Origin of the sequence: Vibrio sp. M260112 (assembly GCF_036533775.1) — a bacterium.
Classification (GTDB): Bacteria; Pseudomonadota; Gammaproteobacteria; order Enterobacterales; family Vibrionaceae; genus Vibrio.
The window spans coordinates 35966-56564 of record NZ_JATABH010000009.1 but is presented as its reverse complement, the minus strand read 5'-3'; the positions used below and the strand labels follow the sequence as shown (position 1 = coordinate 56564).

The 20599-nt window shown below is 45.3% G+C and carries 19 protein-coding genes and 2 pseudogenes; 8 read left to right on the top strand and 13 right to left on the bottom strand.

Translation table 11 applies throughout. The annotated features are described in order from the left end of the window. Nucleotides 1–51: 51 nt before the first annotated feature. From QTN95_RS06475 to QTN95_RS06460, 4 genes are all read right to left on the bottom strand, one after another. The gene (locus tag QTN95_RS06475) at nucleotides 52–780 is read right to left on the bottom strand and encodes a sulfite exporter TauE/SafE family protein (protein WP_269375809.1); all 729 of its coding nucleotides are present in this window, start codon (nucleotides 778–780) and stop codon (nucleotides 52–54) included. 78 nt (nucleotides 781–858) lie between these two features. Continuing rightward, nucleotides 859–2067 (bottom strand): MFS transporter, encoded by a 1209-nt coding sequence (locus QTN95_RS06470; protein ID WP_331416814.1) that lies wholly within the window; start codon nucleotides 2065–2067, stop codon nucleotides 859–861. A 9-nt stretch (nucleotides 2068–2076) separates the two neighbouring features. Next, a complete protein-coding gene (locus QTN95_RS06465) occupies nucleotides 2077–2256 on the bottom strand; it encodes a hypothetical protein (RefSeq protein WP_138972671.1) in 180 nt (59 codons plus the stop codon). 106 nt (nucleotides 2257–2362) lie between these two features. Next, nucleotides 2363–2773 (bottom strand): rhodanese-like domain-containing protein, encoded by a 411-nt coding sequence (locus tag QTN95_RS06460; protein ID WP_331416813.1) that lies wholly within the window; start codon nucleotides 2771–2773, stop codon nucleotides 2363–2365. 123 nt (nucleotides 2774–2896) lie between these two features. On the opposite strand from QTN95_RS06460, the gene QTN95_RS06455 reads away from it, so the two are divergent. Further along, entirely contained in the window at nucleotides 2897–3835 is a 939-nt protein-coding gene (locus tag QTN95_RS06455) for a helix-turn-helix domain-containing protein (RefSeq protein WP_331416811.1), read from the top strand. Between the two features lie 196 nt (nucleotides 3836–4031). Here the strand turns inward: QTN95_RS06455 and QTN95_RS06450 are convergent, their stop codons facing one another. From QTN95_RS06450 to QTN95_RS06430, 5 genes are all read right to left on the bottom strand, one after another. After that, nucleotides 4032–5129 carry an ElyC/SanA/YdcF family protein gene (locus QTN95_RS06450; protein WP_331416810.1) on the bottom strand — a complete coding sequence of 366 codons (1098 nt, stop codon included), beginning with the start codon at nucleotides 5127–5129 and terminating at the stop codon, nucleotides 4032–4034. A gap of 211 nt (nucleotides 5130–5340) precedes the next feature. Further along, on the bottom strand, nucleotides 5341–6339 hold the full coding sequence (locus QTN95_RS06445; RefSeq protein WP_138972667.1) for a succinylglutamate desuccinylase/aspartoacylase family protein: 999 nt from the start codon (nucleotides 6337–6339) through the stop codon (nucleotides 5341–5343). Nucleotides 6340–6469: 130 nt separating this feature from the next. Next, complete coding sequence (locus QTN95_RS06440; protein WP_331416809.1) at nucleotides 6470–7375, bottom strand: DMT family transporter; 906 nt, start codon at nucleotides 7373–7375, stop codon at nucleotides 6470–6472. Beyond that, nucleotides 7320–8126 carry a 2OG-Fe dioxygenase family protein gene (locus QTN95_RS06435; RefSeq protein ID WP_331416808.1) on the bottom strand — a complete coding sequence of 269 codons (807 nt, stop codon included), beginning with the start codon at nucleotides 8124–8126 and terminating at the stop codon, nucleotides 7320–7322. Before QTN95_RS06435 ends, QTN95_RS06440 begins: the two co-directional genes overlap by 56 nt. Continuing rightward, nucleotides 8116–8238 (bottom strand): hypothetical protein, encoded by a 123-nt coding sequence (locus QTN95_RS06430; RefSeq protein WP_331416807.1) that lies wholly within the window; start codon nucleotides 8236–8238, stop codon nucleotides 8116–8118. Before QTN95_RS06430 ends, QTN95_RS06435 begins: the two co-directional genes overlap by 11 nt. Before the next feature lie 99 nt (nucleotides 8239–8337). Between QTN95_RS06430 and QTN95_RS06425 the strand changes: the two genes are divergently transcribed. Beyond that, the gene (locus QTN95_RS06425) at nucleotides 8338–9261 is read left to right on the top strand and encodes a LysR family transcriptional regulator (RefSeq protein ID WP_331416806.1); all 924 of its coding nucleotides are present in this window, start codon (nucleotides 8338–8340) and stop codon (nucleotides 9259–9261) included. A gap of 17 nt (nucleotides 9262–9278) precedes the next feature. Here the strand turns inward: QTN95_RS06425 and QTN95_RS06420 are convergent, their stop codons facing one another. Next, nucleotides 9279–10457: an MFS transporter gene (locus QTN95_RS06420; RefSeq protein WP_331416805.1), complete on the bottom strand. Its 1179-nt coding sequence runs from the start codon at nucleotides 10455–10457 to the stop codon at nucleotides 9279–9281. 501 nt (nucleotides 10458–10958) lie between these two features. Here QTN95_RS06420 and QTN95_RS06415 point away from each other — a divergent pair. After that, nucleotides 10959–11693 (top strand): flagellar brake protein, encoded by a 735-nt coding sequence (locus QTN95_RS06415; RefSeq protein WP_331416804.1) that lies wholly within the window; start codon nucleotides 10959–10961, stop codon nucleotides 11691–11693. A gap of 59 nt (nucleotides 11694–11752) precedes the next feature. Here QTN95_RS06415 and gltS read toward each other — a convergent pair whose 3' ends face one another. Further along, complete coding sequence (gene gltS, locus QTN95_RS06410) at nucleotides 11753–12979, bottom strand: sodium/glutamate symporter (protein ID WP_331416803.1); 1227 nt, start codon at nucleotides 12977–12979, stop codon at nucleotides 11753–11755. Between the two features lie 645 nt (nucleotides 12980–13624). On the opposite strand from gltS, the gene QTN95_RS06405 reads away from it, so the two are divergent. From QTN95_RS06405 to QTN95_RS06395, 3 genes and pseudogenes are all read left to right on the top strand, one after another. Next, nucleotides 13625–14545, top strand: coding sequence for a DUF368 domain-containing protein (locus tag QTN95_RS06405; RefSeq protein ID WP_331416801.1), 921 nt, complete (start codon nucleotides 13625–13627; stop codon nucleotides 14543–14545). 42 nt (nucleotides 14546–14587) lie between these two features. Beyond that, nucleotides 14588–14692, top strand: a pseudogene (locus tag QTN95_RS06400) ((2Fe-2S)-binding protein); the annotation flags it as partial. A 114-nt stretch (nucleotides 14693–14806) separates the two neighbouring features. Then, nucleotides 14807–15355, top strand: a pseudogene (locus tag QTN95_RS06395) (TonB-dependent receptor domain-containing protein); the annotation flags it as partial. 75 nt (nucleotides 15356–15430) lie between these two features. Here QTN95_RS06395 and add read toward each other — a convergent pair. Next, on the bottom strand, nucleotides 15431–16423 hold the full coding sequence (gene add / locus QTN95_RS06390) for an adenosine deaminase (RefSeq protein ID WP_331416800.1): 993 nt from the start codon (nucleotides 16421–16423) through the stop codon (nucleotides 15431–15433). 212 nt (nucleotides 16424–16635) lie between these two features. On the opposite strand from add, the gene QTN95_RS06385 reads away from it, so the two are divergent. Then, a complete protein-coding gene (locus tag QTN95_RS06385; protein ID WP_331416799.1) occupies nucleotides 16636–17301 on the top strand; it encodes a Crp/Fnr family transcriptional regulator in 666 nt (221 codons plus the stop codon). Nucleotides 17302–17400: 99 nt separating this feature from the next. Here QTN95_RS06385 and QTN95_RS06380 read toward each other — a convergent pair whose 3' ends face one another. Next, the gene (locus QTN95_RS06380; protein WP_331416798.1) at nucleotides 17401–18378 is read right to left on the bottom strand and encodes an arginine deiminase-related protein; all 978 of its coding nucleotides are present in this window, start codon (nucleotides 18376–18378) and stop codon (nucleotides 17401–17403) included. A gap of 314 nt (nucleotides 18379–18692) precedes the next feature. Between QTN95_RS06380 and QTN95_RS06375 the strand changes: the two genes are divergently transcribed. Then, nucleotides 18693–20537 (top strand): ABC transporter ATP-binding protein, encoded by a 1845-nt coding sequence (locus QTN95_RS06375; protein WP_331416797.1) that lies wholly within the window; start codon nucleotides 18693–18695, stop codon nucleotides 20535–20537. Nucleotides 20538–20599: the final 62 nt, after the last annotated feature.

Below are 20599 nucleotides of genomic sequence, written 5' to 3'. Positions count from 1 at the left end.
TCCTTACTAGCGACCAGTATCAGGATCGTTCCTTAACCTAACATGAACAGTTTAAGACAAACCCTGCCAGACTGCGGTTGCGCCGCTGATACTACACAACAATAGCGCACCAAAACGAATTTTCTCTTTTGGCAATGAGTGAGTCGTCAACTGAGCGAGCTTGTAACCGATCCAAGCCGCTGGGATGAGTGGCACGCTGATCCAGAGGTGATGGAGTGTCAAAAACCCTGCCGGCATTTGAATAAGCAATGAGATAAACGAACTAAAGACAAAAAACGCAGAAAGATTGCCTCGTAGTTGATTCGCTTCCTGATGTTGCAGCAATAATGCCATTGGAGGGCCGCCTATCGCTGAACTCGTGCCAAAAAAACCGGAGAAAAAGCCAGCGACGCCCATTCGCATTGGCGTCGGCTCGATACGGAATGGGAGCAGGCTCACCACCACCGCGAACAACACCAATAACCCGAGCCAGAGTGTCATCACATCAGTGGACACCATGACTAACAATACGCCACCAGCAATAGACCCCGGAACTCGCCCTATCAACGCCATTTTTAGACCACCAATCTCGACACTCGCACGATGTTTAAGTGCATTGAGTATTGAAATAAACAGAGCCACCAAACAGATAGGCGCGGGGACATAATCAGGTGAAACTAAAATCAACAGTGGCGCAGCAACAATCGCTAAACCAAATCCTATCGCCGTTTGAACAAACGACCCCAAAAAGATAAGAAAAGCAGCAATCAATGCTTCTGACGAGACCCATTCAGCGAACATATAAATAACAAAGATGAGAATTAGAATGAGTCCATCATAATCGAAGTTTGATTAAAACGGACTCACTATTTTCATTTATTACGCAACGGCATAACGTTGTACTGGCTTATCATTAATTGGCAGATGAATCAGCGCAGCAGCAAAAGCCAATACCACAGTCGACCACCAGATTGGCTCATAGGAGCCGTAGTAATCGTAAATACGGCCACCAGCCCAAGCCCCCAAAAAACTCCCTACTTGGTGAGTAAAAAATACCAAGCCGTACAGGGTGGAGAGATATTTGGCTCCAAAGATCTGGCGCACTAGCCCCGACGTCAAAGGCACGGTTCCCAACCAACAAAAGCCAATTGCCCCACCAAATATAACGGCAGTATGTTCAGTAACAGGCAAGGTTACAAAAGCTCCGATCACCAAGGTACGCATGATGTACAGCGCAGCCATTACATGACGCTTATTAAATCGGTCACCCATTACTCCCCAAAAATAGGAGCCAAAGATGTTAAATATACCCACATACGCCAAAGCCATTGCGGCTGCGGAAGCCGGTAATTGCTTGTCAGCAAGGTAGCTTGGCAGGTGAGTGGCGATAAACATAACGTGAAAACCACAAACAAAGAAGCCAAGGTGGATCAACCAATACCCCTTGTGAGAAAACGCCTCTTGCAATGCTTGTTTCAGCGTCTGATTCTCTTCAACACTGCCGACGGACGTAGCTTGCTTCGGCATACTGCTTTTCATAAACAGTGCAAACGCGATCATAGTGCTACACAAAAGAGCAAAAGCTTGAAGCGCGGCTTGCCAACCAAAATCCGTTAGCAAAGCTTGTGCTCCTGGAATCATGGCAAACATACCAAATGAACCCGCCGCCGTAGTCAGGCCAAACGCTTTAGCGGCATGTTCAGCAGGCACGACTTTAGCGACAGCACCCAAAACAATCACATAACTGGTTGCGCTTAAACCTAAGCCCACCAATACCCCAAGAGAAAGGTAAAGCAAGCTAGGCTCCATAGCGATAGAGGTCAGGTATAAACCTAAGCCATAGGCGATGGCACCAAGGATAATGATGCGCTTAGCACCATATCGATCTGATGCCATGCCAACAACCGGTTGAAACACGCCAAATAATAAGTTTTGCAACGCAATGGCAAAACTAAAAAATTCGCGTCCTGTCTGAAAATGTTCAGAAATTGGCATCATAAAGATACCGAAAGATTGTCTAATCCCTAGACAGATAATCAGAATGGCAACACCTAGCCAAACCATAACGGGAAATCGAAAAATACTCATCGCAGTACCTTAGTGATGATGATCATGAGAATGGCTGGCTTGATCGCCTAATGTCTGGTGGCAACCACTATCAACGGCTTGTTGTGCCAACAGATCCAACAAAGTTGGAGAGTGGTGAACAACAATCAGAGACAATATTAGCAACAAGCTCATTCTCACAAGCTGAGCGAAAAGTGATTGAGAAAACATGATTCAAATTCTCAGCGTGGGTTTAACAAAGAGCGCGAAGTGTAGGGATCGACGCGCAATGACTCAAATGACATTTGGTCAATTCCACTATGCATTGGATGCATGTTTACTGCTGTTCAACCAAGCAGGGAACGAGTTCAAACCCTTCATCTAGCCAACCCGTAACACCACCAATCATTTTCTTGACCGGCCGTCCTAACTTAGCCAATCGTATCGCTGCTTTTTCCGTCCCATTGCAGTGTGGTCCTGCACAATAGACAACAAACAACGTCTCTGATGGAAACTCAGCCAAGCGCTTCTCATTGAGCCTTGGATGCGGAATGCTGATCGCCCCGTCCACATGTCCTTGTTCAAACAGCACTTCCGCTCTGACATCGACTAAGACAAAATCCTGTAATCCATTGGTCAACGCGTGGTGCACATCCCAGCAATCTGTTTCAAACTTTAGTCGTTGCTCAAAATGAGCCAACGCCTCTTGGCTGTTCGCCGCCGCCACTCTTGATACTGCACTCGACATATTACGTACTCCTTGTGTGATTGATGACAATACTATCTTGCCGTCAAATCGTAGCAGGTGACATTGGCGTAAAAGACAGTTATCGTTAATTTTCAGCCAAGCTGGTTATCTCAAGGAATGAAGATGAAAAAAGTCGCGATCCTCGCCCATACACATGTCACTCTGTTCGAAATGTCGTGTGCGATAGAATTGTTTGCTCTACCAAGACCTGAGTTCGAAAACTGGTACCAAACTGACGTTGTCAATTTGCAAGACAGCGACATTCAGACCACTGGAAACTTGCTGTTTCGCGCTCAATACGTTGAGTCTCTGCAATCTTACGACACGCTGATCATTCCTGGATGGCCCACTTGGGATTACCCGATTCCTGATAGAATCAACCGACAGATCACCTTGTTCATACAAGAAGGTAAGCAAGTACTCACACTATGTTCTGGCTCATTTTTACTAGCACGATTAGGTTTGCTTGATGGAAAAACAGCAACCACACATTGGATGTACGAGCAGAAGTTTCGCCAGCAATTCCCTCTCGTTCACTATCAGCCAGATGTGCTTTACGTCTTTGACGACAACATTGGATGTTCTGCGGGAAGCGCGGCAGCACTCGACCTTGGCCTCGCTGTAATTCGTAGCGACTACGGCTATAACATTGCCAATCAAGTGGCAAAGCGACTGGTGATCTCGGCTCACCGTTTAGGTGGACAAGCACAGTTCGTCGAAACCCCTATGTTAGAAGTACCCAATCAGTTTTCAGCCGCAATCGACTGGGCCAATAGTCAGCTTGATAAAAGCATCACGGTTGACACCCTAGCTGACAAAGCCAATATGTCACGACGCACTTTTGACCGTAAGTTTCGCGCCAGCTTCAACCTATCGCCTAAAGAGTGGCTAACTCAACAACGTATCGAGCGCGCAAAAGGACTGTTGGAGGGAGAGGCACATTCAATCGAGCGACTCGCGAACATGTCTGGATTTGAAAATGCGACGACCTTACGCCATCACTTTCGTCGTCTTGTTGGAGTGTCACCACAACAGTATCGAGCACAGTTCAATGGCAAGTAGCAGCCACCAAGTCCTCTGTCGCGTGTTCAATTCAAGTAAATCAACTCAGAGTGAACTGGGTTACCAAGATTGGCGTATTGAAGAGATTCCCCCCAGGCGGCAGAGTTTCTCACTCAGTTCATTATCAAAGGGGGTGGCGTTAAGCGTATGGGCATTAAAAAACCAGCCGAAAGAGGCTCTTTAGCGTCCGTGCGGCTTAACGTGATTCAAGTGGGTATGAACGATAGCTCCACATACCATATGTTCTTAAAGCGTCGCGATAGATTCCAAGGAGTTCACTGTTACTGGCTTGTTCAAGCTCTTTAAGTGGCTTGTCTGGGTAACTGACCGTATCAAAAGTAATGTCTTGTGGACCAGTCTGCCAACTAGCAATCTCAAATAGAGTTTGACCACGGCGAACGTGACTTGCGGAGCTAATAATAGTCGCATGTTGAATATTGTGGCGCGCTAGTGCATAGCTACTAAAGAGCGCATTACCCACCGTGCTGGTCGCGTAATTTTCTTCAATAATTCGTTCTTTCTTGATGCCTTTTTCAATTAACCAGTCAGCCATTAGCTTACCTTCGGTCTTATGATTTTTAGGCACGCCACCGGTCAACACAATTAAAGCGTCTGGGTTGTCCTTCGCCATTTGTAATGTCGTTTCTAGGCGCTCGATAAGTATCTGATGCATAGAGCCATCTGGGTTCAATGCATAACCTAAAGTGACAATAGCACCATGATCACCTAGTTGACCTTTGTTGGCTTGTTTTTTAAGCGGGGTAGCTAACACGCGATCAACGGTTGCAAAGATTCGCTTTATGTCTGATGCTTTGCCTGCATTTAACTTAGCGAGTGTCTCCATGTGCTTCTCTGACTCAGCTTGATTGTTGTTAAAGCGCTGCCAAACCGCAAGGTAAGCGTGCAGGTCGACGTCTTGTGGCGCAACGGATAGCGCTTGTTCAAATAGCTCAATCGCTTTATCTACATTCTTGTTGTAGATCTGCGCATTCGCTGCCGAGATAAGCAAATCAGTACGGTACGGTTCCAGTTGGTAAGCTTCTAGTAAACGGTCGGTGACGGTTTCCATATTGCTTGGCATTTTGGCGGTGAACCCAGCATGAGAAATACGGGCTGGGGATTTAAACGCCTGTACTGCGTCATTGAGTAGTTGGTCTACAACTTGGCGTTTAGTGATAAGTTGGGCGTAGTCACTGTCAGAGACAATTGCTCTATCATTAGCAGCAAAAGTGTGTGGGGCAGAAGCTAAGCAAATGACGCTACCAAGAGCGAGGGCAAGGAGTTTTTTCTTCATAGAGAAATCCTAGTTTTTATTTTGAATAGTAAGACAGGTGATTTTGTAGCTTAAATTCAAACGATTAATAAACTGTGAAAGGACTCTCAACTCAGCTTGGTGATTTTCTACTATTGGTAAACTTCAGAATTAGGATCACGAAAGTGACAGAGTGGAGGCAAAGATGATCTTATCCAGTGAATTGAAGAAAGTCGGCACTATCATCCCCAACTTAGTGGATCAATCGAACGACCAGAGAACCTGGCGCACGCACAGATTCCACGTTATGGCTAATGACCACACCCGCTGTTGGTGAGTAGTAGGTCTGTATTTCATCACCAAAACTGTTGTATTGAGTCGCGAGTTTCTGACCGAGTGTGACCGCTTCCAGCAACTCAACATGGCAAATTACAAATCCCCCTTGTTCTGCTCTGACACTGGTAATCGTATTGCCTTCCACGCACTCACTGTTTGTCTCTGCGACATCACCATCAAGCAATTGGTAACAACGCAAAACATTGAGCACACCTGTCGTGGCACGTTCAACCATCTCCAGATCAGTGTACCGACCCACTCCCACTTCAATGGTAATGGATGGAATATCAGCGCGATTGTAAACCGTTTCCAATATGCCAGGATCGCCCGGATCGTTGAGAATCACATCAGGGTTGATGAGTCGTGCCATTCGAATAGCATCTTCAATACGGTAATCGGCAAAAGCATAAAGAGGATAAGCACTACCACTGGTTTGAGAGTGGAGATCAATAGCGAGATCCGCATTGGGTTTTAGTAAGTTTTCCCACAGGCTATACGCATAACGGCTAGCATCATCACCATGAGGGTTACCGGGAAAAACTCGGTTGAGGTTGGCTGATGAACTGTCTGGCGCAGCGGAATGAAAATCGCGGCTATGGCGAGCAATACCCGATAAATTAACCGCAGGTACAATCGTCACGCACCCCGAAAGTTCTTGTCCCTCCAGTTCGCGAGCTAACTTCTGCGCAGTCAGTATACCGTTTTGTTCATCGCCATGAACGCCTGCTGTGATCATGATACGTTTACCCGGCTTGGTCCCTTTAAAGACCCGAACAGGCAGGGTTTGTGGATGACCAATCGCATCCGTAGCAACCGCAAACCAGAACTTATGCTCTCCTGGTTCAAGCGCATTGACATCCAAAGCCTGAATCGTTGGATACATAGGCACAATACATTCGTTCAGCGGTTTGGTCATTTTCATCCTCAGCGAAGAAAGGCGTACATCCACTGCACGCCTTATGTTTGTTATTGGAGACTACTTTAATATGGAACCATGTAATAGAGTAGTCATCAACGCTGAATTTTTGTTCCTGAATATTAGAGGACTAGCTTTCTTTGGTCGACGTCACGATGACACTGAATAAGATCAGTAACCCACCAGCCACTTGCAAAGTGGTTAAAGACTCTTGCAACCACACCATTGCGAAAATCGCACCAAATAATGGCTCGCTTCCCATCAGTAGCGAGACTCGCGTTGGCGAAGTTCGACGTACAGCATAGTTCTGCACATAAAACGCAAACAGAGTACAGAATAAGACAAGGTATGCCACTGTCATCCAAAATTCAGGACTGGTCGGAATCACAAACTCAGTGGCGGGCAAATACGTCACCGCGCAGACGATAGCCACACAAGCAACAACCAAAGATTGAAGGGAGGTTAAGGTACTGGTGGTGATCTCTTTACCTTCAGTAAAACGCTTAGTCAATGTCACCATCAAGGCACGTAATAGAGCGGCAGCCAGAATAAAGTAATCGCCACTGTTTAGCGATAATTCTATACCTTGATTACTGGTCAATAGCAGTACACCTACAACACTACAGAGTGTCAGTAGCCATAAAGTATTGCTAACTCTTTTCTTATTAATGACCAGCTCCGAAAATGCCGTCAATATCACCGACAAACTGATCAAAAACGCCGCATTGGATGCTGAGGTTTGTGAAACCCCAAACACTTCACAGAAAAAAATCGCCGACAGGATAAGACCGGTGGGGAGGGCGATCTTCCAGTCTTTATTCAACCCTCGGCGAAAGTCTCGAATCACTACAGGTAGCATACATAAAAAAGTGATCGAAAAACGGATAGAAATGAATACCAAAACACTGGTATACACTAGAGCACTTTTCGTCAGACCATAGCTGGTTCCCCAGAATATGGCGACAAGAAGCAACATCAATTCAGTTAACGGTAGCCTGAAAGTTCCTTTTTCCAGTTGATCCGTTGTGGCTGTCATATTTATTCTCCATCTTGGTAAAGGTCACTACGAGTACATCCCGGTACGCGCATCTTTCTCGACATAATGAGGTAATGGGTGACACCTCATGCATGGTATGTCTATCGTCAGCCAACACCATATCTAAGGGATTATCTAAGGCGAGGCACTCCAACAGATTGTGTTTGCTATCGGTAACTGTCGTATCCCCACCGACAACATTGTTTCTTTTTAACAGCATGGACGCGATATAACTTACTCCGTTGCGATGAAGTCCCTCTGGCGTAGATAACCCCTGATTGACTCCTTCAGCCACTATTCGTTGAGGATGTACTCCGATCACCCAATCCGTTGGCTTACTCTCTGCTAAATCAAAAATAACGCTCAGCAATAGTAAGAGTTTGTTTAGGACTGGTGACTGAACAAATGTTTGCGTCAACGGGGCAAAAGTTCGCTCGATCCCTCCGCTGATCGAGTTGAAACACGTAGGCTGGTAGAAGGGTTGATGCGGCAGCAGCGTAAGCTCCTCAAGCGTCGCGCGCTTTGTAAACTGACCGTATCGACGATGACGATACATTGCGCCACCTGAGATATACCTATCCAGCTCTAGATTGTCCCAACATTTCTTAAAACGGATGACCTCAACAACATTCGTTTCCAGCATATGAGTCATTTGACGACCGCTAATGAAAACGTAGTGGTGATGCTCAAGCAATCCGGCAATCGCCATCAAGTGGCGTTCAAACAGATCTGTATCCATCTCACACCCCACCGATTTTATTCTCAGTAGAGGCTTGATGCCCTGACAACCCTAGCCTTACCCGCATCAGGCGATACACAACACCTGAAAAATTGATCACTGAGTAAGTCGTTAACTTGTCCACAATGTCGCTCCATAAGTGGGATTTCATTGTTGACTACACTAGTATCCATAAGTAACTTAAGTGAAACAATATGGCTGTATTGCAAAGGATTTTTGCACCATGGACACAAATAAGCTTATTCCACTGCTCTCGGAAATGGCCATCTTCGTCAACGTAGTGGAGTCTGGCAGCTTTTCTAAAACGGCGAAGAAACTTGGCGTCTCCCCTTCTTCGGTCAGCCGTTCGATTACACGCCTAGAGAACACACTGGAAGAAAAGTTACTGGAGCGGACAACACGTCAGATGCGTCTGAGCGTAACGGGACAAGAAGTGTATAGTCTTTGCGCCGATATGATGTATTCGGCCAAAATGGCCGTGTCTGCGGCGCAAACAGACAAATCAGAAGTCTCTGGCGTACTGAGAATTGCCGCCCCCAAAGCGCTCTCCCGTCAGATTTTGATGCCAATGATTCTCGACTTTATCGAGGCGTATCCCAAGGTCAGTTTACAGCTCAAAGTGGCCGATCACTATATCGACCCCATTGGCGATGAAGTCGATGTCATCATCCATATTACGGATAAACCCAACATAGGCCTGGTAGCACGAACTCTGACTCAGTACCGTCTAGTACTCTGTGCAAGTCCGGCTTATGTGGAAAAAAATGGCATCCCTGAGCATCCAGAAGATATACACGCTCATAACTGTCTGTGCTTAGGGGAGAACCCTCGTGACCGTGTATGGGATTTCACCCAAGGTGAACAAAAGTATTCGATCAACGCTAGAGGCTCGTTCGCGGTTAACCACAGTGAAATTCGTCGCGAGGCAGTATTGAGGGGAATTGGGATCTCGGTGTTTCCCGAATTTGCGATTCAAGAATATCTCGACTCAGGTCAAGTTGTTGAACTGCTCGAAGAGTGGCATATCGGCGGCAATTATCAGGGACAAGTTATCGCACAATATGCCCAATCAAAGTTCATTCCTAAGCAGATCAAAGCGTTTGTAGACTATCTTCAAACGAGATTTAACCAAGAACCATCAAGTTAGATACTTTCCATCGCTGTTTAACTCCAATTCAAAATACGGACTTCGTTGCCCTCTTGCGGCAACTTAGGAATGTTGAGCGACAGTATAAATGAAACGAAAGCCATTACCGCACCAATGTAAAAGACTGCTGCGGGTGACACTAGCCAAATAAAGCCGAAGGTGACTGGAATAAACACAGCGGCGATGTGATTGATGGTGAATGAAACCCCAGCGGTCGATGCCATATCAGCCGGATCGGCGATTTTCTGGAAATAGGTTTTTATTGCGAGTGCCAGGGCAAAGAATAGGTGATCAACCACGTACAAAGCGGCGGCCCACTCTGCGCTTTCCACTAACGCATAACCAACAAACACACAAATCAAGCCCGTGTATTCAAACATCAGTGCTTTACGCTCACCCACTTGACCAATAAATTTACCAATCCGTTTGGCAAACAAGAAGTTAAACAAATAGTTAATCAGGAATAACATGGTTACGTCTGCCGCTGAATAGCCAAACTTCTCTACCATCAAAAAGCCAGCAAACACAGTGAAGATCTGGCGGCGAGCACCGCTCATAAAGGTCAGTGCATAGTAGAGCCAGTATCGCTTACGCAGCACTAGCTTTTTATTTTGCTGGACATGCGTCTCAAACTGAGGGAAAGCGAATGCCATCCACATCACCAGTAAGAAGCCCGCCCCACCAAAAGTGAGATAGACCCATTGAAAGTCCATCACTAAAACTTCTAGACAAATCCATAGCGCGCCGTAAGTCACCAATGAAGCCAGTGCACCGATAGAGATAAATTTACCAAGCATCTCTGGTGCCTCCTCTTTGCTCAGCCATTGCAAAGAGAGGGATTGCTTGAGTGTCTCAAAATAGTGGAAACCCGTAGACATCAGCAACGTGGTCAACAACAGACCAAAAACCGAAGGGAAAAATCCGGTGATCGCGGTACCGATAGTCAAAGCGCCAAGTGACAGCAACATAAAACGTTGCTCTCGAATAAACAGCAACACAAAGACTGCGGTGAAGGCTAGAAAACCTGGGATCTCTCGTACACTCTGTAAAAGGCCAATATCTGAACCGTCAAAATTCGCCCTTTCAATAACAAAGTTGTTCAGCAAGGCCATCCAGCTAGAAAAAGCAATGGGGACAACAATCGAGATAAGTAACAGGAAGTTTTGCGGTGTTTTCCAACTCGCAGATTGATTCATGACGGGTTCCTCAAGTAAACAAGTTGTTACATTAGATCGCTTGCAGAGAACAAACAATCAGATTTGCAAATTTTACTTTAGGGCTCAAAACCCGTCTCTAAGTACTTGTCAGCCTCAATCGTCTGTCAAAAAAAATGTTAAAACAAAGCTTTATCGCGAATCTAAATCCCGTTATGGTGAACTAATCGACACCTACTATATGGCGCGAATTAAAGCGTAAATACAACTTTAGGCTTACCCTTAGGGGTAAGCCTTATCGTGACCAGCCCACTTAATCCATGCAAAAATTGTGAGTTTTATTCATACTACTTGCACTTTTGGCTGAATGAATCTCTCAAAAATGATAGGCACGTCTAATTTATTGTCAGATTTGATGTTTGAACAATTAGCAAACCACACATAGAATTGACTCTATCCGACCGTATAAAATTCACAGGTCAGATGACCAAAAAAAGACCCACACGTAAAAAGAATAATGATTGTGGGAGCAATGGAGGCTAGATGAATAACTCAGCGGTGGCGCATAAGGAGCATACAGTTCGCTCCTCAAACGATAAGAATGTTTCTATTTTAAATAGTACCGATGCGCTAGCCATGATTGAACATGGTGGTGAGTTGACGATCGGGATTTCAACGCCTGTTGGTACAAGCTTTCGTTGTAAAACCTCTTTTATTGGCACGCATTCCAACAACATTGTGTTAGCAGAACTGCCAAAGATTTCTGATGATGACTTAGAGTATTTCTTTCAAGAAGGTTTCTGGGCAACGATACGTGCGATCTCACCTCGCGGTGAAGGGGCTGTCGTGCATTTCCGTGGACAACTGCAACATGTGCTGACGGCTCCAGTGCCAATGGTCGCTTTGTCTGTACCTAAAACGATGCAAGTGACACAGTTACGCAAAGAGCCTCGTTTCGAAGTGAATCTTTCAGCACGTGTCGAAGCTAACACTCACAGGCTAGAGTGCGAAATTCGAGACTTGTCGAAAGGCGGTTGTCGCTTTATCACGGCGCCGTTAAGTCGACCTTTTCAAGTTGGCGAAGAGATTGCTCTTCATGTTCAGCTAAATACTCCCAAAGGCCCACGCTTTGAGCCCCTATTTGGCAAGGTGTGTAACCTCCAACGTTCACTCCATTACGCACGCTATGGTGTCGCATTCACTGATGATGGGAAGAACAATGCCAAGATCCTCCTAGGCCACTTAAAGTTCAATGGCACCAAACTAACCTTGCGCTAATCTCACATATAAAAAAACGCCCTGCTCAATTAGCAGGGCGTTTTTATTTACCGATTTGTTTAACCGATAAACGAGATGTAGCCTTGTAGAATGATTAAGTTCACTATGTCGATAAAGAACGCTCCAACAATTGGAACCACCATAAATGCCTGTGGCGATGGACCGTATTTATTGACCAAAGACCCCATATTCATTACCGCTGTCGGTGTCGCTCCAAGACCAAAGCCACAATGTCCACCAGCCATTACTGCCGCATCATAGTTAGAGCCCATCACTTTAAAGGTCACAAAATAAGAGAAAAGCCCTAGCACCACAGACTGCACAGCGAGAATGACTAAAAATGGAATCGCAAGGTCAAAAATGTTCCATAGTTTCAGACTCATTAGCGCCATTGCTAAAAACAGTGACAGAGAAACCGTACCCAAAATATCAACAGTTTCGGCATCAATCTTATGGGTTTTGCTCACTTCCAATACATTGGTAATAAACACGCCAATAAACAGCGCATAAACAAAGTCAGGTATCATCAGCCAACTAATGTTGAAACTCACGACCCACTGCTCCAAATACTTGGCACCAGTGACACAAATTAGCAGAATAAAAAGAATCTCGATGACCTTTTTTGCCGTCACCTTATCTTCTTCATATTCGTTGTATGTCACGAGTTCCGGAAAGCGTGCGTGAGTCTGTGTGCCTGAACCATACTCTGATTCAAAGCCATTTTTATTGATCAGCTTCTGCGCAACTGGGCTACCAATAATACCGCCAATAATCAAACCAAAAGTGGCAGAAGCCATCGCGATTTCGAGAGTATTAGTCAGGCCGTAGTTATCGGAAAAGGTTTGTGACCAAGCGGCACCAGTGCCATGTCCGCCAGACAGAGTAATCGAGCCAGCAATAAGCCCCATCAAAGGATCTAGGCCTAGCGCGGTCGCCATCGAGACACCAACGCCGTTCTGAATGATGATATAAAACGAAGCGACTGCAAGGAAGATGAATACCTTCGCTCCACCTTTCATCAACTGAGTGTAATTGGCAGCGAGACCAACGGTGCTAAAGAACATTAGCATAAAGACTTTCTGCAACGGCAGAGAGAACTCGAGATTAATGCCATTGAAGTGCATTATTGTGATGATAACTGCGACGATAAGACCACCAACAATCGGCTCAGGGATATTAAACTTCTTCAAGATCGGAAGTTTGGAATTTACAAAGTGCCCTAGGAATAAAACGCTGATTGCGATTAAGAAAGATTCTAGCGGTCCAACTGAAATTATCTGATTCATATAACCTCTTTTTAGTTATTCACTCATCTTCCTTAACGAGTACAGAGCCCTATTTGACTCTGAGGAGCAATTGCTCAATGGTTCAACTTTTCTATTGAAATTTGTCCTTATTCAAACAGCCTCAAGATGCTCGATTCAACAGTTAACCCAACGAAAACGACGCGGGTTTTGAAAATGAAAGCGCACATTATTAATAATATTGCCCCTAATTATTAATAATATTGCCTCTACTTGTCGAGTGCAGACGCAAAATTCACACTTTGTGACTATGTAAACTTAGGTAAAAACTGATAGGCAGGCAAAAAAATAGCCAACCGCAATAGTGCGATTGGCTTATATATAGTGTGAACAAAATCCATTCACTAACAACGTCAGTTGGCTAGGTGACCCTCGGCTTAAGAAGGGTCACTCTGATATATGCACTTAACGTGCCAACTTTAAAAGTACGTTGTTTTTTGTTCTAAAGCACACTTTTTGCCCAAATAACCATTTCAAAATGCAAAATGAAAATTGCATTTTGCAATAATTTGCAAATACATATTAAACTATACTCCTATCAATAATTGGCTCTAGTATGATTTTTCATACTTTTTTCATCTCTTAGCCGATATACTCTCTGCACCAAAATTTAGTTAACCTTCAATAATGAACTATCTAACGACTTTTCTAAAAGGCATCGCGATGGGCGCGGCTGATGTTGTACCTGGAGTCTCGGGCGGTACGATTGCGTTTATCACTGGCATCTACGACACCTTGCTTGAGAGCATTCGACGCATTAACCCATCGGCAATCGGGATTTGGAAGCAAGATGGATTCAAAGCGGCTTTCCAACATATTAACGGTTTGTTTCTTATCTCACTGTTTGGTGGGGTACTGACCAGTATTGCGACATTGGCAAAACTCATTTCTTGGCTGTTGGTGACTCATCCAATCCCTCTGTGGTCATTCTTTTTTGGTCTGATTCTGGTTTCTGTGTTCCATATGCTCAAACAGATCGAACAACGTAGCCTAAGCCGCTTAGTCTTCCTCGCGTTAGGGGTTGCATTCGCCTACAGCATTACGGTGTTAAATCCACTTCAGTTAGAGCCGACCAATATCAACGTCCTTTTCGCAGGCGGCATTGCTATCTGTGCGATGATCCTACCGGGAATTTCTGGCAGCTTTATCCTGCTTCTGATCGGAATGTATACCCCGATACTCGGCGCGGTAAAATCCTTTGATCTGCCAATCCTACTGCTGTTTTTGTCTGGCTGTGTGATTGGCCTTCTGAGCTTTTCTCACGTTCTTTCTTGGCTGCTAAAGCGCTTCCGCGACCTCACATTGGTGTTCTTGACTGGCCTCATGCTCGGTACATTGCCAAAGATCTGGCCATGGAAAGAGACCATCAGCTGGCGTGCTAATTCCAAAGGAGAACAGGTTCCTTTGATTCAGCACAACCTCTCCCCGTCAGATTTTGAAGCTCTCACCTCCCAACCTGCGCAACTGGGTATCGCGATAATTCTAATGCTATGTGCGATCGGACTAGTTCTCGGACTAGAAAAATTCGCCGAGAACCGCGATCTGTAATCGAATTTAAAGCGGCTTTACTCACTTTGATACCTACCGCAATCTCGCGAGCTGAAACTGACCAGAACCAGCTGCTGCCTGGTTTATAAATGTAGTGGACGCCAACTGTGCAGCGACTGCCCTAGGCATCCAGACAACAAACGCTAATACGCTTTTAGCTCTTCAGTCCGTCCAAAGAAGTAGGCAAGGATGCCGATCGCGATAGCGAACATGGCGCAAAGATATATTGGATAATTGGCGGATATCGTTGCACGAAATGCAAGCAACGAAGCGACCGGCGGCTTAGTTCATGTAATCAATGACATCCAAGGCCACTACCAATACATGGACATTGATGTTGCCGATTTTCAAGCTAAACCAAGCTCGACGTTTGTTCCTGGTGGTGCAACCGACTACGCTGAAGGTCTCTTCAACCTTGGCATGATTTATCACTTAGATCCAACATCTCAAGTTTGGGCTAACTTCTCTCAAGGTTTCGATATCCCTCAGTTGTATCGCTACTATAGCAAGAGTGCGACGCAAGATGTCGCGGCATCTAAACTCGAAGGAATCAAAACAGACAGCTACGAAATCGGTTATCGCAATGACCTAGATAATCTGTCACTGCAATCAGCGATTTACTACTCACACTCTAGCGCAACAGTTCAGTACGAAGATGATTTCTCTATCTCTGGGCTAGCCGATCCTAAACGTGTCTACGGTGCAGAAGCTCAAGTCAGCTACTGGGCCACAGACATGCTGCAACTTGGTTTGTCTGGCCACTATGTCGTAACACAAACCAAAACCGATGCAGGATGGGAAGATCACCAAGTGAAGTTCTAATCACCTAAAAGAAAAACCGCCCTGTTTTGGGCGGTTTTCATGTTCATTTTTCAGCCTCAGCGTTTAGATGTACTGCATCAACTTCTGTTTCACTTCTTCACTAGCAAAACACTGCTCAACACTTGCGCGGTAGATTTGCGCATAGTCTTCTGCCGTTAGCTCAAACAGTTCCATCACTTTTTCAACTTCTTGAGTCATGGTGGTATTAGAAACCGTACGGTTATCAGTATTGATCGTTACTGGTAAGCCGTCTTTGTGGAAATCTTTCAGCGGATGAAGCTTAAGCTCAGAGATCGCTTTCGTTTGCACATTACTGCTTGGACACGCTTCCAGACCCACTGCATCTTGCTTAACGCGTTGGTAAGCTTCCGCATGGTCTTTAATGGCAACACCGTGACCAATACGTTCAGCGCCTAGCAATTCAATGGCATCATAAACGTTCTGACCGCAGCCCTGCTCGCCCGCGTGAATAGTAATGCGGTAGCCTTTGTCACGAGCATATTGAGTGTAAGTCACATAATCGTGGGCGAAGTTGTCCAACTCACTGCCAGCCAAGTCAAACGCCACAACACCATCACCTAGGAACTTTTCACCTGCATCCAATACTGGAGGGATTGTGTCTGAAGGTAAGAACTTAACCGCAGACAAAATGTAGTTACCTTTGATGTCATACAGCGCTTCCGCACGCTTCATACCTTTTACTGCACTTTCAATAATCTGCTCATGGCTAAGACCATTTTGAATGTGAAGGTGTGGCGCAAAACGCACTTCTAAGTATTTTACATTCTCTTTTGCGGCATCTTCGAACAGTTCAAACGAAATACGCTCAATGCCTTCGGCTGTTTGCATCACTTTAATTGGCAGTGCAAAACGATCTAAGTACTCTTGCAGGTTGGGACAAGTCTCTGGAGCAACCATCATCTCTTTGATGACATCCGCATCGGTACTTGGCAGCTCGATGTTCTGCTCGGCAGCTAAATCAATTACCGTTTGTGGGCGAAGGCTACCATCAAGGTGGCAATGGAGATCAATTTTCGGGAGATCAAAATAGTTCATCGGGTTCAGTCCTAACTTTCACTGCTTATACGGTAAAGAGGTAAAACAACACGCTATTGCAACTATAGCAATAATCGTGATTCACACACTTTATCCTTTGTTTTTGATTACAATAAAATTCATGTTATATGATTATCTAACATAAGTAACACGACAATTGTCCGGTCAGAGGCTAAATCATTCAACACTTTGTTGAATAACGAAAATTCACTATGGATAAGAACAAGATTTTAAGTGATGGACTGAACAAAATCCGTCAGTTAGTGAAAGATGAACAATACCGAACTATTCAAGTGCAAAAAGGCGACCACATCATACGTCAGCATAGCGAAGTCAATGATGTCTATTGGTCAGAGGCGGCACAATTTTCTGTTCTGCACACCGCTGAAAATGGCAAAACACTCAGTTTGGGTGACTATTACATAGAAGATAATTTTTTTGGTGAGATGGAATTTTTCTCCGATGCCCCCAGCCCATTCAGCGTCATCGCCACCACAGATGCACAACTGATCGTGATCCCACTGGATAAGTTTGCTGAACTGCTGATTTCTGACGGCAGTGTCGCATTTTGGATGACACATAGAATGTCCAACATCTATCTCAATACTATGCATATTGCGATAGAGCGTTCGCTGTATCCGCTTAAATTTAACATCATCAAAGATCTCGTCAGTCGATACAGTAACAGCGCCCGTTCATCCGGCCATACCTATATGTATCAGGAAGCACAACGCTTTGGCTGCACCGAAAGAGCGTATACACGTATTATCCATGAACTGATCAGCGAAGGATTAGTGGCTAAAGGGCCTGATAAAGGCGGGATTGTCCCCGTCGATATTGACGTATTGCGCGACTATCTTGAAAAATACTACCAGTAGTACGAACACTCAGTATCCGAAGCACATTCGTCCGCCAGAAAACAAAAAATCGACGCCCTAAAAGCGTCGATTTTGTCTGTTTCATTTGCGGTTCCCAGTTTAAAGCTGATGGGTACGGCTTGGTAAAAACACTTCACCCAACATACAGCGAACGCTACCACCACCAATGTTTTCAATCGTCTTTACGTTGAATGGTAACAGCTTACCATGGCTCGATAACTGGGCACGTTGCGCTGGCGAAAATGCATCGTATGCAGACTGAGACATCGCAATCACTTTTTCACCGTTGACCGTTTCTAGCTGAAGAATATTGCCACAGAACTGGTTCATCTGATCAATCGAGATTGAAATCACCTGCTTATCTTTCGCCAGCGACTTAATCACAAAACGACGCTCAAATTCAGGGATCACTTCATCACAAACGACACAGAAGCTCTCACCAATCGCCATCATCACATTGGTATGATAAATAGGCTTACCTGACGGCAGCGCGGTTTGGAAAGAGACCACACGGTCATAACCGATACGTTGTGCGTAGTCTTCAAGAACTTCGCGATCACAACGTTGAGATAGCGCCGCGTAGACAGTTTTATTAACATGATCTTTCACCATAACACCTGTGCTCTCTAAATGAGCATCATGAGCTAGGTAAGAAGTCAGGCTATCCTGACCTAAAACAGGGCGACCCGCGAACTCTAACGCTTCAACCAAAGCATCGGTCTTAACTTCTTGCTGACGGTTTTTACAAGCCATCGGAAACGTGTAAAGCGTTCCATCTGCGGTGGTACTAAACCAATTGTTTGGGAACACCGCATCAGGTGTTTCGACACCACCGAGCGGATAATCAAATACCACAACCTGAACACCCGCTTTGCGCAACGTATCGACCATAGTCTCGAACTCTTGCATTGCTTTTTCACGAACTTGACTGGTCGAATCCGACACTTGATGCTGGAATTCATTGTCTTTTGCCGTTTCAGCATTAAACGCAAATTCTTTAGGTGGAACCATGACCACGCAGTTAGCGTTCTGTACTGAAGATGGTTTAGTTTTTAGTATGGCTTGCTGTTTCAACATTGTGACAAACTCAATTAATCTCACTCACTAACGCCAATTGTAGACATATTGTTAAACGAAAGATTACTGAACTGACCTGTTATTATGCATTCATTTCAGCAAGTTTAACTGAGTCAGCTACGTATAACAGTTAAAGTCACTGTCAGAACAAAACTCATCCAGAGGTCGATGAATATTATGCAAGGGAAAGAATAATAAACTGGTTACATTTCATAGAACGAGGGTATACCATAACCGAACCCTGCCTATTTATGGACGAACGCTCGTGCCTTACGGCATCTCTTCTGCTTTATTTGCGTGTTTAGGAAATACATATGTTTAAGAAGTTCGAAGGCTTTACTCAGCCTTTCCCACAACAGGAGCCAGATCAGCCGCCAACAGGCATCTTTGCCTTTTGCCGTCACTATACTCGAGGGTTTGAAATCCCGCTGATTATCATGTCGATCATGTCAACCATTGTTGCGATCGTCGAAGTATCCCTGTTTGGCGCGATGGGCAATCTGGTTGACTGGCTGTCAAACAGTAACCCAGAGACGTTTTGGCAAGACAACCAGAGCGCGCTCATTTTCTACGGAATGTTGCTTCTGGTAGTGATGCCTATTCTTGTTGTCTGTTACTCACTTTTGGTACACCAGACGTTACTGGGTAACTACCCAATGTCGATTCGTTGGCTCACACACCGTTATCTGCTCAAACAGAGTCTCAACTTTTATCAAGATGACTTTGCTGGTCGTGTGGCAACGAAAGTCATGCAGACCTCTCTTGCGGTGCGGGAAACAGTAATGAAGTCGATGGATGTGTTCGTCTACGTTTCGGTCTACTTTACCTCTATCGTCGTCTTACTTGCTCAAGCTGACTGGCGTCTGATGATCCCAATGGTGATCTGGCTAGCTTGCTATATTTGCATCCAAATTTATTTTGTACCAAAGCTAAAGCAAGTCGCGTCGGAGCAAGCAGACGCCCGTTCAACTATGACAGGGCGTATCGTAGATAGTTACACCAACATCGCTACTGTTAAACTGTTTTCACACAGCAAAAGGGAAACTGAATATGCTGAAAAAGGCATGACGGGTTTCCTTGACACTGTTTATCGCCAAATGAGACTGGTCACTGGCTTTGATGTCGCGGTTGAAATTACCAACTACATCTTAGTCTTCTCAATTGGTGCCCTATCGATCTATCTATGGATGGACAACTCAATCAGTATCGGCGCTATCGCGATTGCGATCGCCCTCGCTCTGCGTATCAACGGTATGTCGATGTGGATCATGTGGGAAGTCGGTGCGCTGTTCGAAAACATGGGTACGGTAGTGGACGGCATGAAAACCATGGCGAAACCAATTGATATCCAAGATAAGCCAAACGCTCTGCCGTTGGAAGTTAAGCAAGGCGGTATTGAATTTGAGGACGTCAGTTTTCATTACGGCGATAAAAAGAAAGGGGTCATTAACCACTTAAATCTCAATATCAAGCCGGGTGAAAAAGTGGGCCTAGTGGGTCGCTCGGGCGCGGGCAAATCCACCTTAGTCAACTTGCTATTGCGCTTCCACGATGTTGAAAGCGGCAAGATTAAAATTGATGGTCAGGTGATCTCAGACGTCACTCAAGATTCCCTACGTAGCAAGATTGGTATGGTGACGCAAGATACGTCCCTGCTACACCGCTCGATTCGCGATAACATCTTGTATGGCAACCCTGACGCGTCAGAAGAAGACCTTCTAAAAGCGACTAAACAAGCCCATGCTGATGAATTTATTCAAGCGCTCAGTGACCCGTTTGGTAACACGGGCTACGATGCTCAAGTAGGTGAACGAGGCGTGAAACTTTCGGGTGGCCAACGCCAGCGTATCGCAATCTCTCGCGTGCTACTCAAAGATGCGCCGCTGCTTATCCTTGATGAAGCCACCTCTGCTCTCGACTCGGAAGTAGAAGCAGCAATCCAAGAGAGTCTTAACGAGCTTATGCAAGGCAAAACTGTAATTGCGATTGCTCACCGACTATCGACCATCGCTGCAATGGATCGCTTAATCGTGTTAGATAAAGGCGAAATCGTTGAACAAGGCACCCACCAAGAGCTAGTTGAAAGTGGCGGTATCTACGCCCAGCTATGGGCTCATCAGACGGGTGGTTTTATCGCAGATGAGACTGAGGTAGCGTAACTAGTTGATTTAACTACAAACCAGCTTAACTAAATAGTGGCGATTTACTGACAATAACCGAC

Coding starts and splice junctions, on each gene's coding strand:
- QTN95_RS06475 (WP_269375809.1), bottom strand. CDS start 780: ATGTTCGCTGAATGGGTCTCGTCAGAAGCATTGATTGCTGCTTTTCTT.
- QTN95_RS06470 (WP_331416814.1), bottom strand. CDS start 2,067: ATGAGTATTTTTCGATTTCCCGTTATGGTTTGGCTAGGTGTTGCCATT.
- QTN95_RS06465 (WP_138972671.1), bottom strand. CDS start 2,256: ATGTTTTCTCAATCACTTTTCGCTCAGCTTGTGAGAATGAGCTTGTTG.
- QTN95_RS06460 (WP_331416813.1), bottom strand. CDS start 2,773: ATGTCGAGTGCAGTATCAAGAGTGGCGGCGGCGAACAGCCAAGAGGCG.
- QTN95_RS06455 (WP_331416811.1), top strand. CDS start 2,897: ATGAAAAAAGTCGCGATCCTCGCCCATACACATGTCACTCTGTTCGAA.
- QTN95_RS06450 (WP_331416810.1), bottom strand. CDS start 5,129: ATGAAGAAAAAACTCCTTGCCCTCGCTCTTGGTAGCGTCATTTGCTTA.
- QTN95_RS06445 (WP_138972667.1), bottom strand. CDS start 6,339: ATGACCAAACCGCTGAACGAATGTATTGTGCCTATGTATCCAACGATT.
- QTN95_RS06440 (WP_331416809.1), bottom strand. CDS start 7,375: ATGACAGCCACAACGGATCAACTGGAAAAAGGAACTTTCAGGCTACCG.
- QTN95_RS06425 (WP_331416806.1), top strand. CDS start 8,338: ATGGACACAAATAAGCTTATTCCACTGCTCTCGGAAATGGCCATCTTC.
- QTN95_RS06420 (WP_331416805.1), bottom strand. CDS start 10,457: ATGAATCAATCTGCGAGTTGGAAAACACCGCAAAACTTCCTGTTACTT.
- QTN95_RS06415 (WP_331416804.1), top strand. CDS start 10,959: ATGAATAACTCAGCGGTGGCGCATAAGGAGCATACAGTTCGCTCCTCA.
- gltS (WP_331416803.1), bottom strand. CDS start 12,979: ATGAATCAGATAATTTCAGTTGGACCGCTAGAATCTTTCTTAATCGCA.
- QTN95_RS06405 (WP_331416801.1), top strand. CDS start 13,625: ATGAACTATCTAACGACTTTTCTAAAAGGCATCGCGATGGGCGCGGCT.
- add (WP_331416800.1), bottom strand. CDS start 16,423: ATGAACTATTTTGATCTCCCGAAAATTGATCTCCATTGCCACCTTGAT.
- QTN95_RS06385 (WP_331416799.1), top strand. CDS start 16,636: ATGGATAAGAACAAGATTTTAAGTGATGGACTGAACAAAATCCGTCAG.
- QTN95_RS06380 (WP_331416798.1), bottom strand. CDS start 18,378: ATGTTGAAACAGCAAGCCATACTAAAAACTAAACCATCTTCAGTACAG.
- QTN95_RS06375 (WP_331416797.1), top strand. CDS start 18,693: ATGTTTAAGAAGTTCGAAGGCTTTACTCAGCCTTTCCCACAACAGGAG.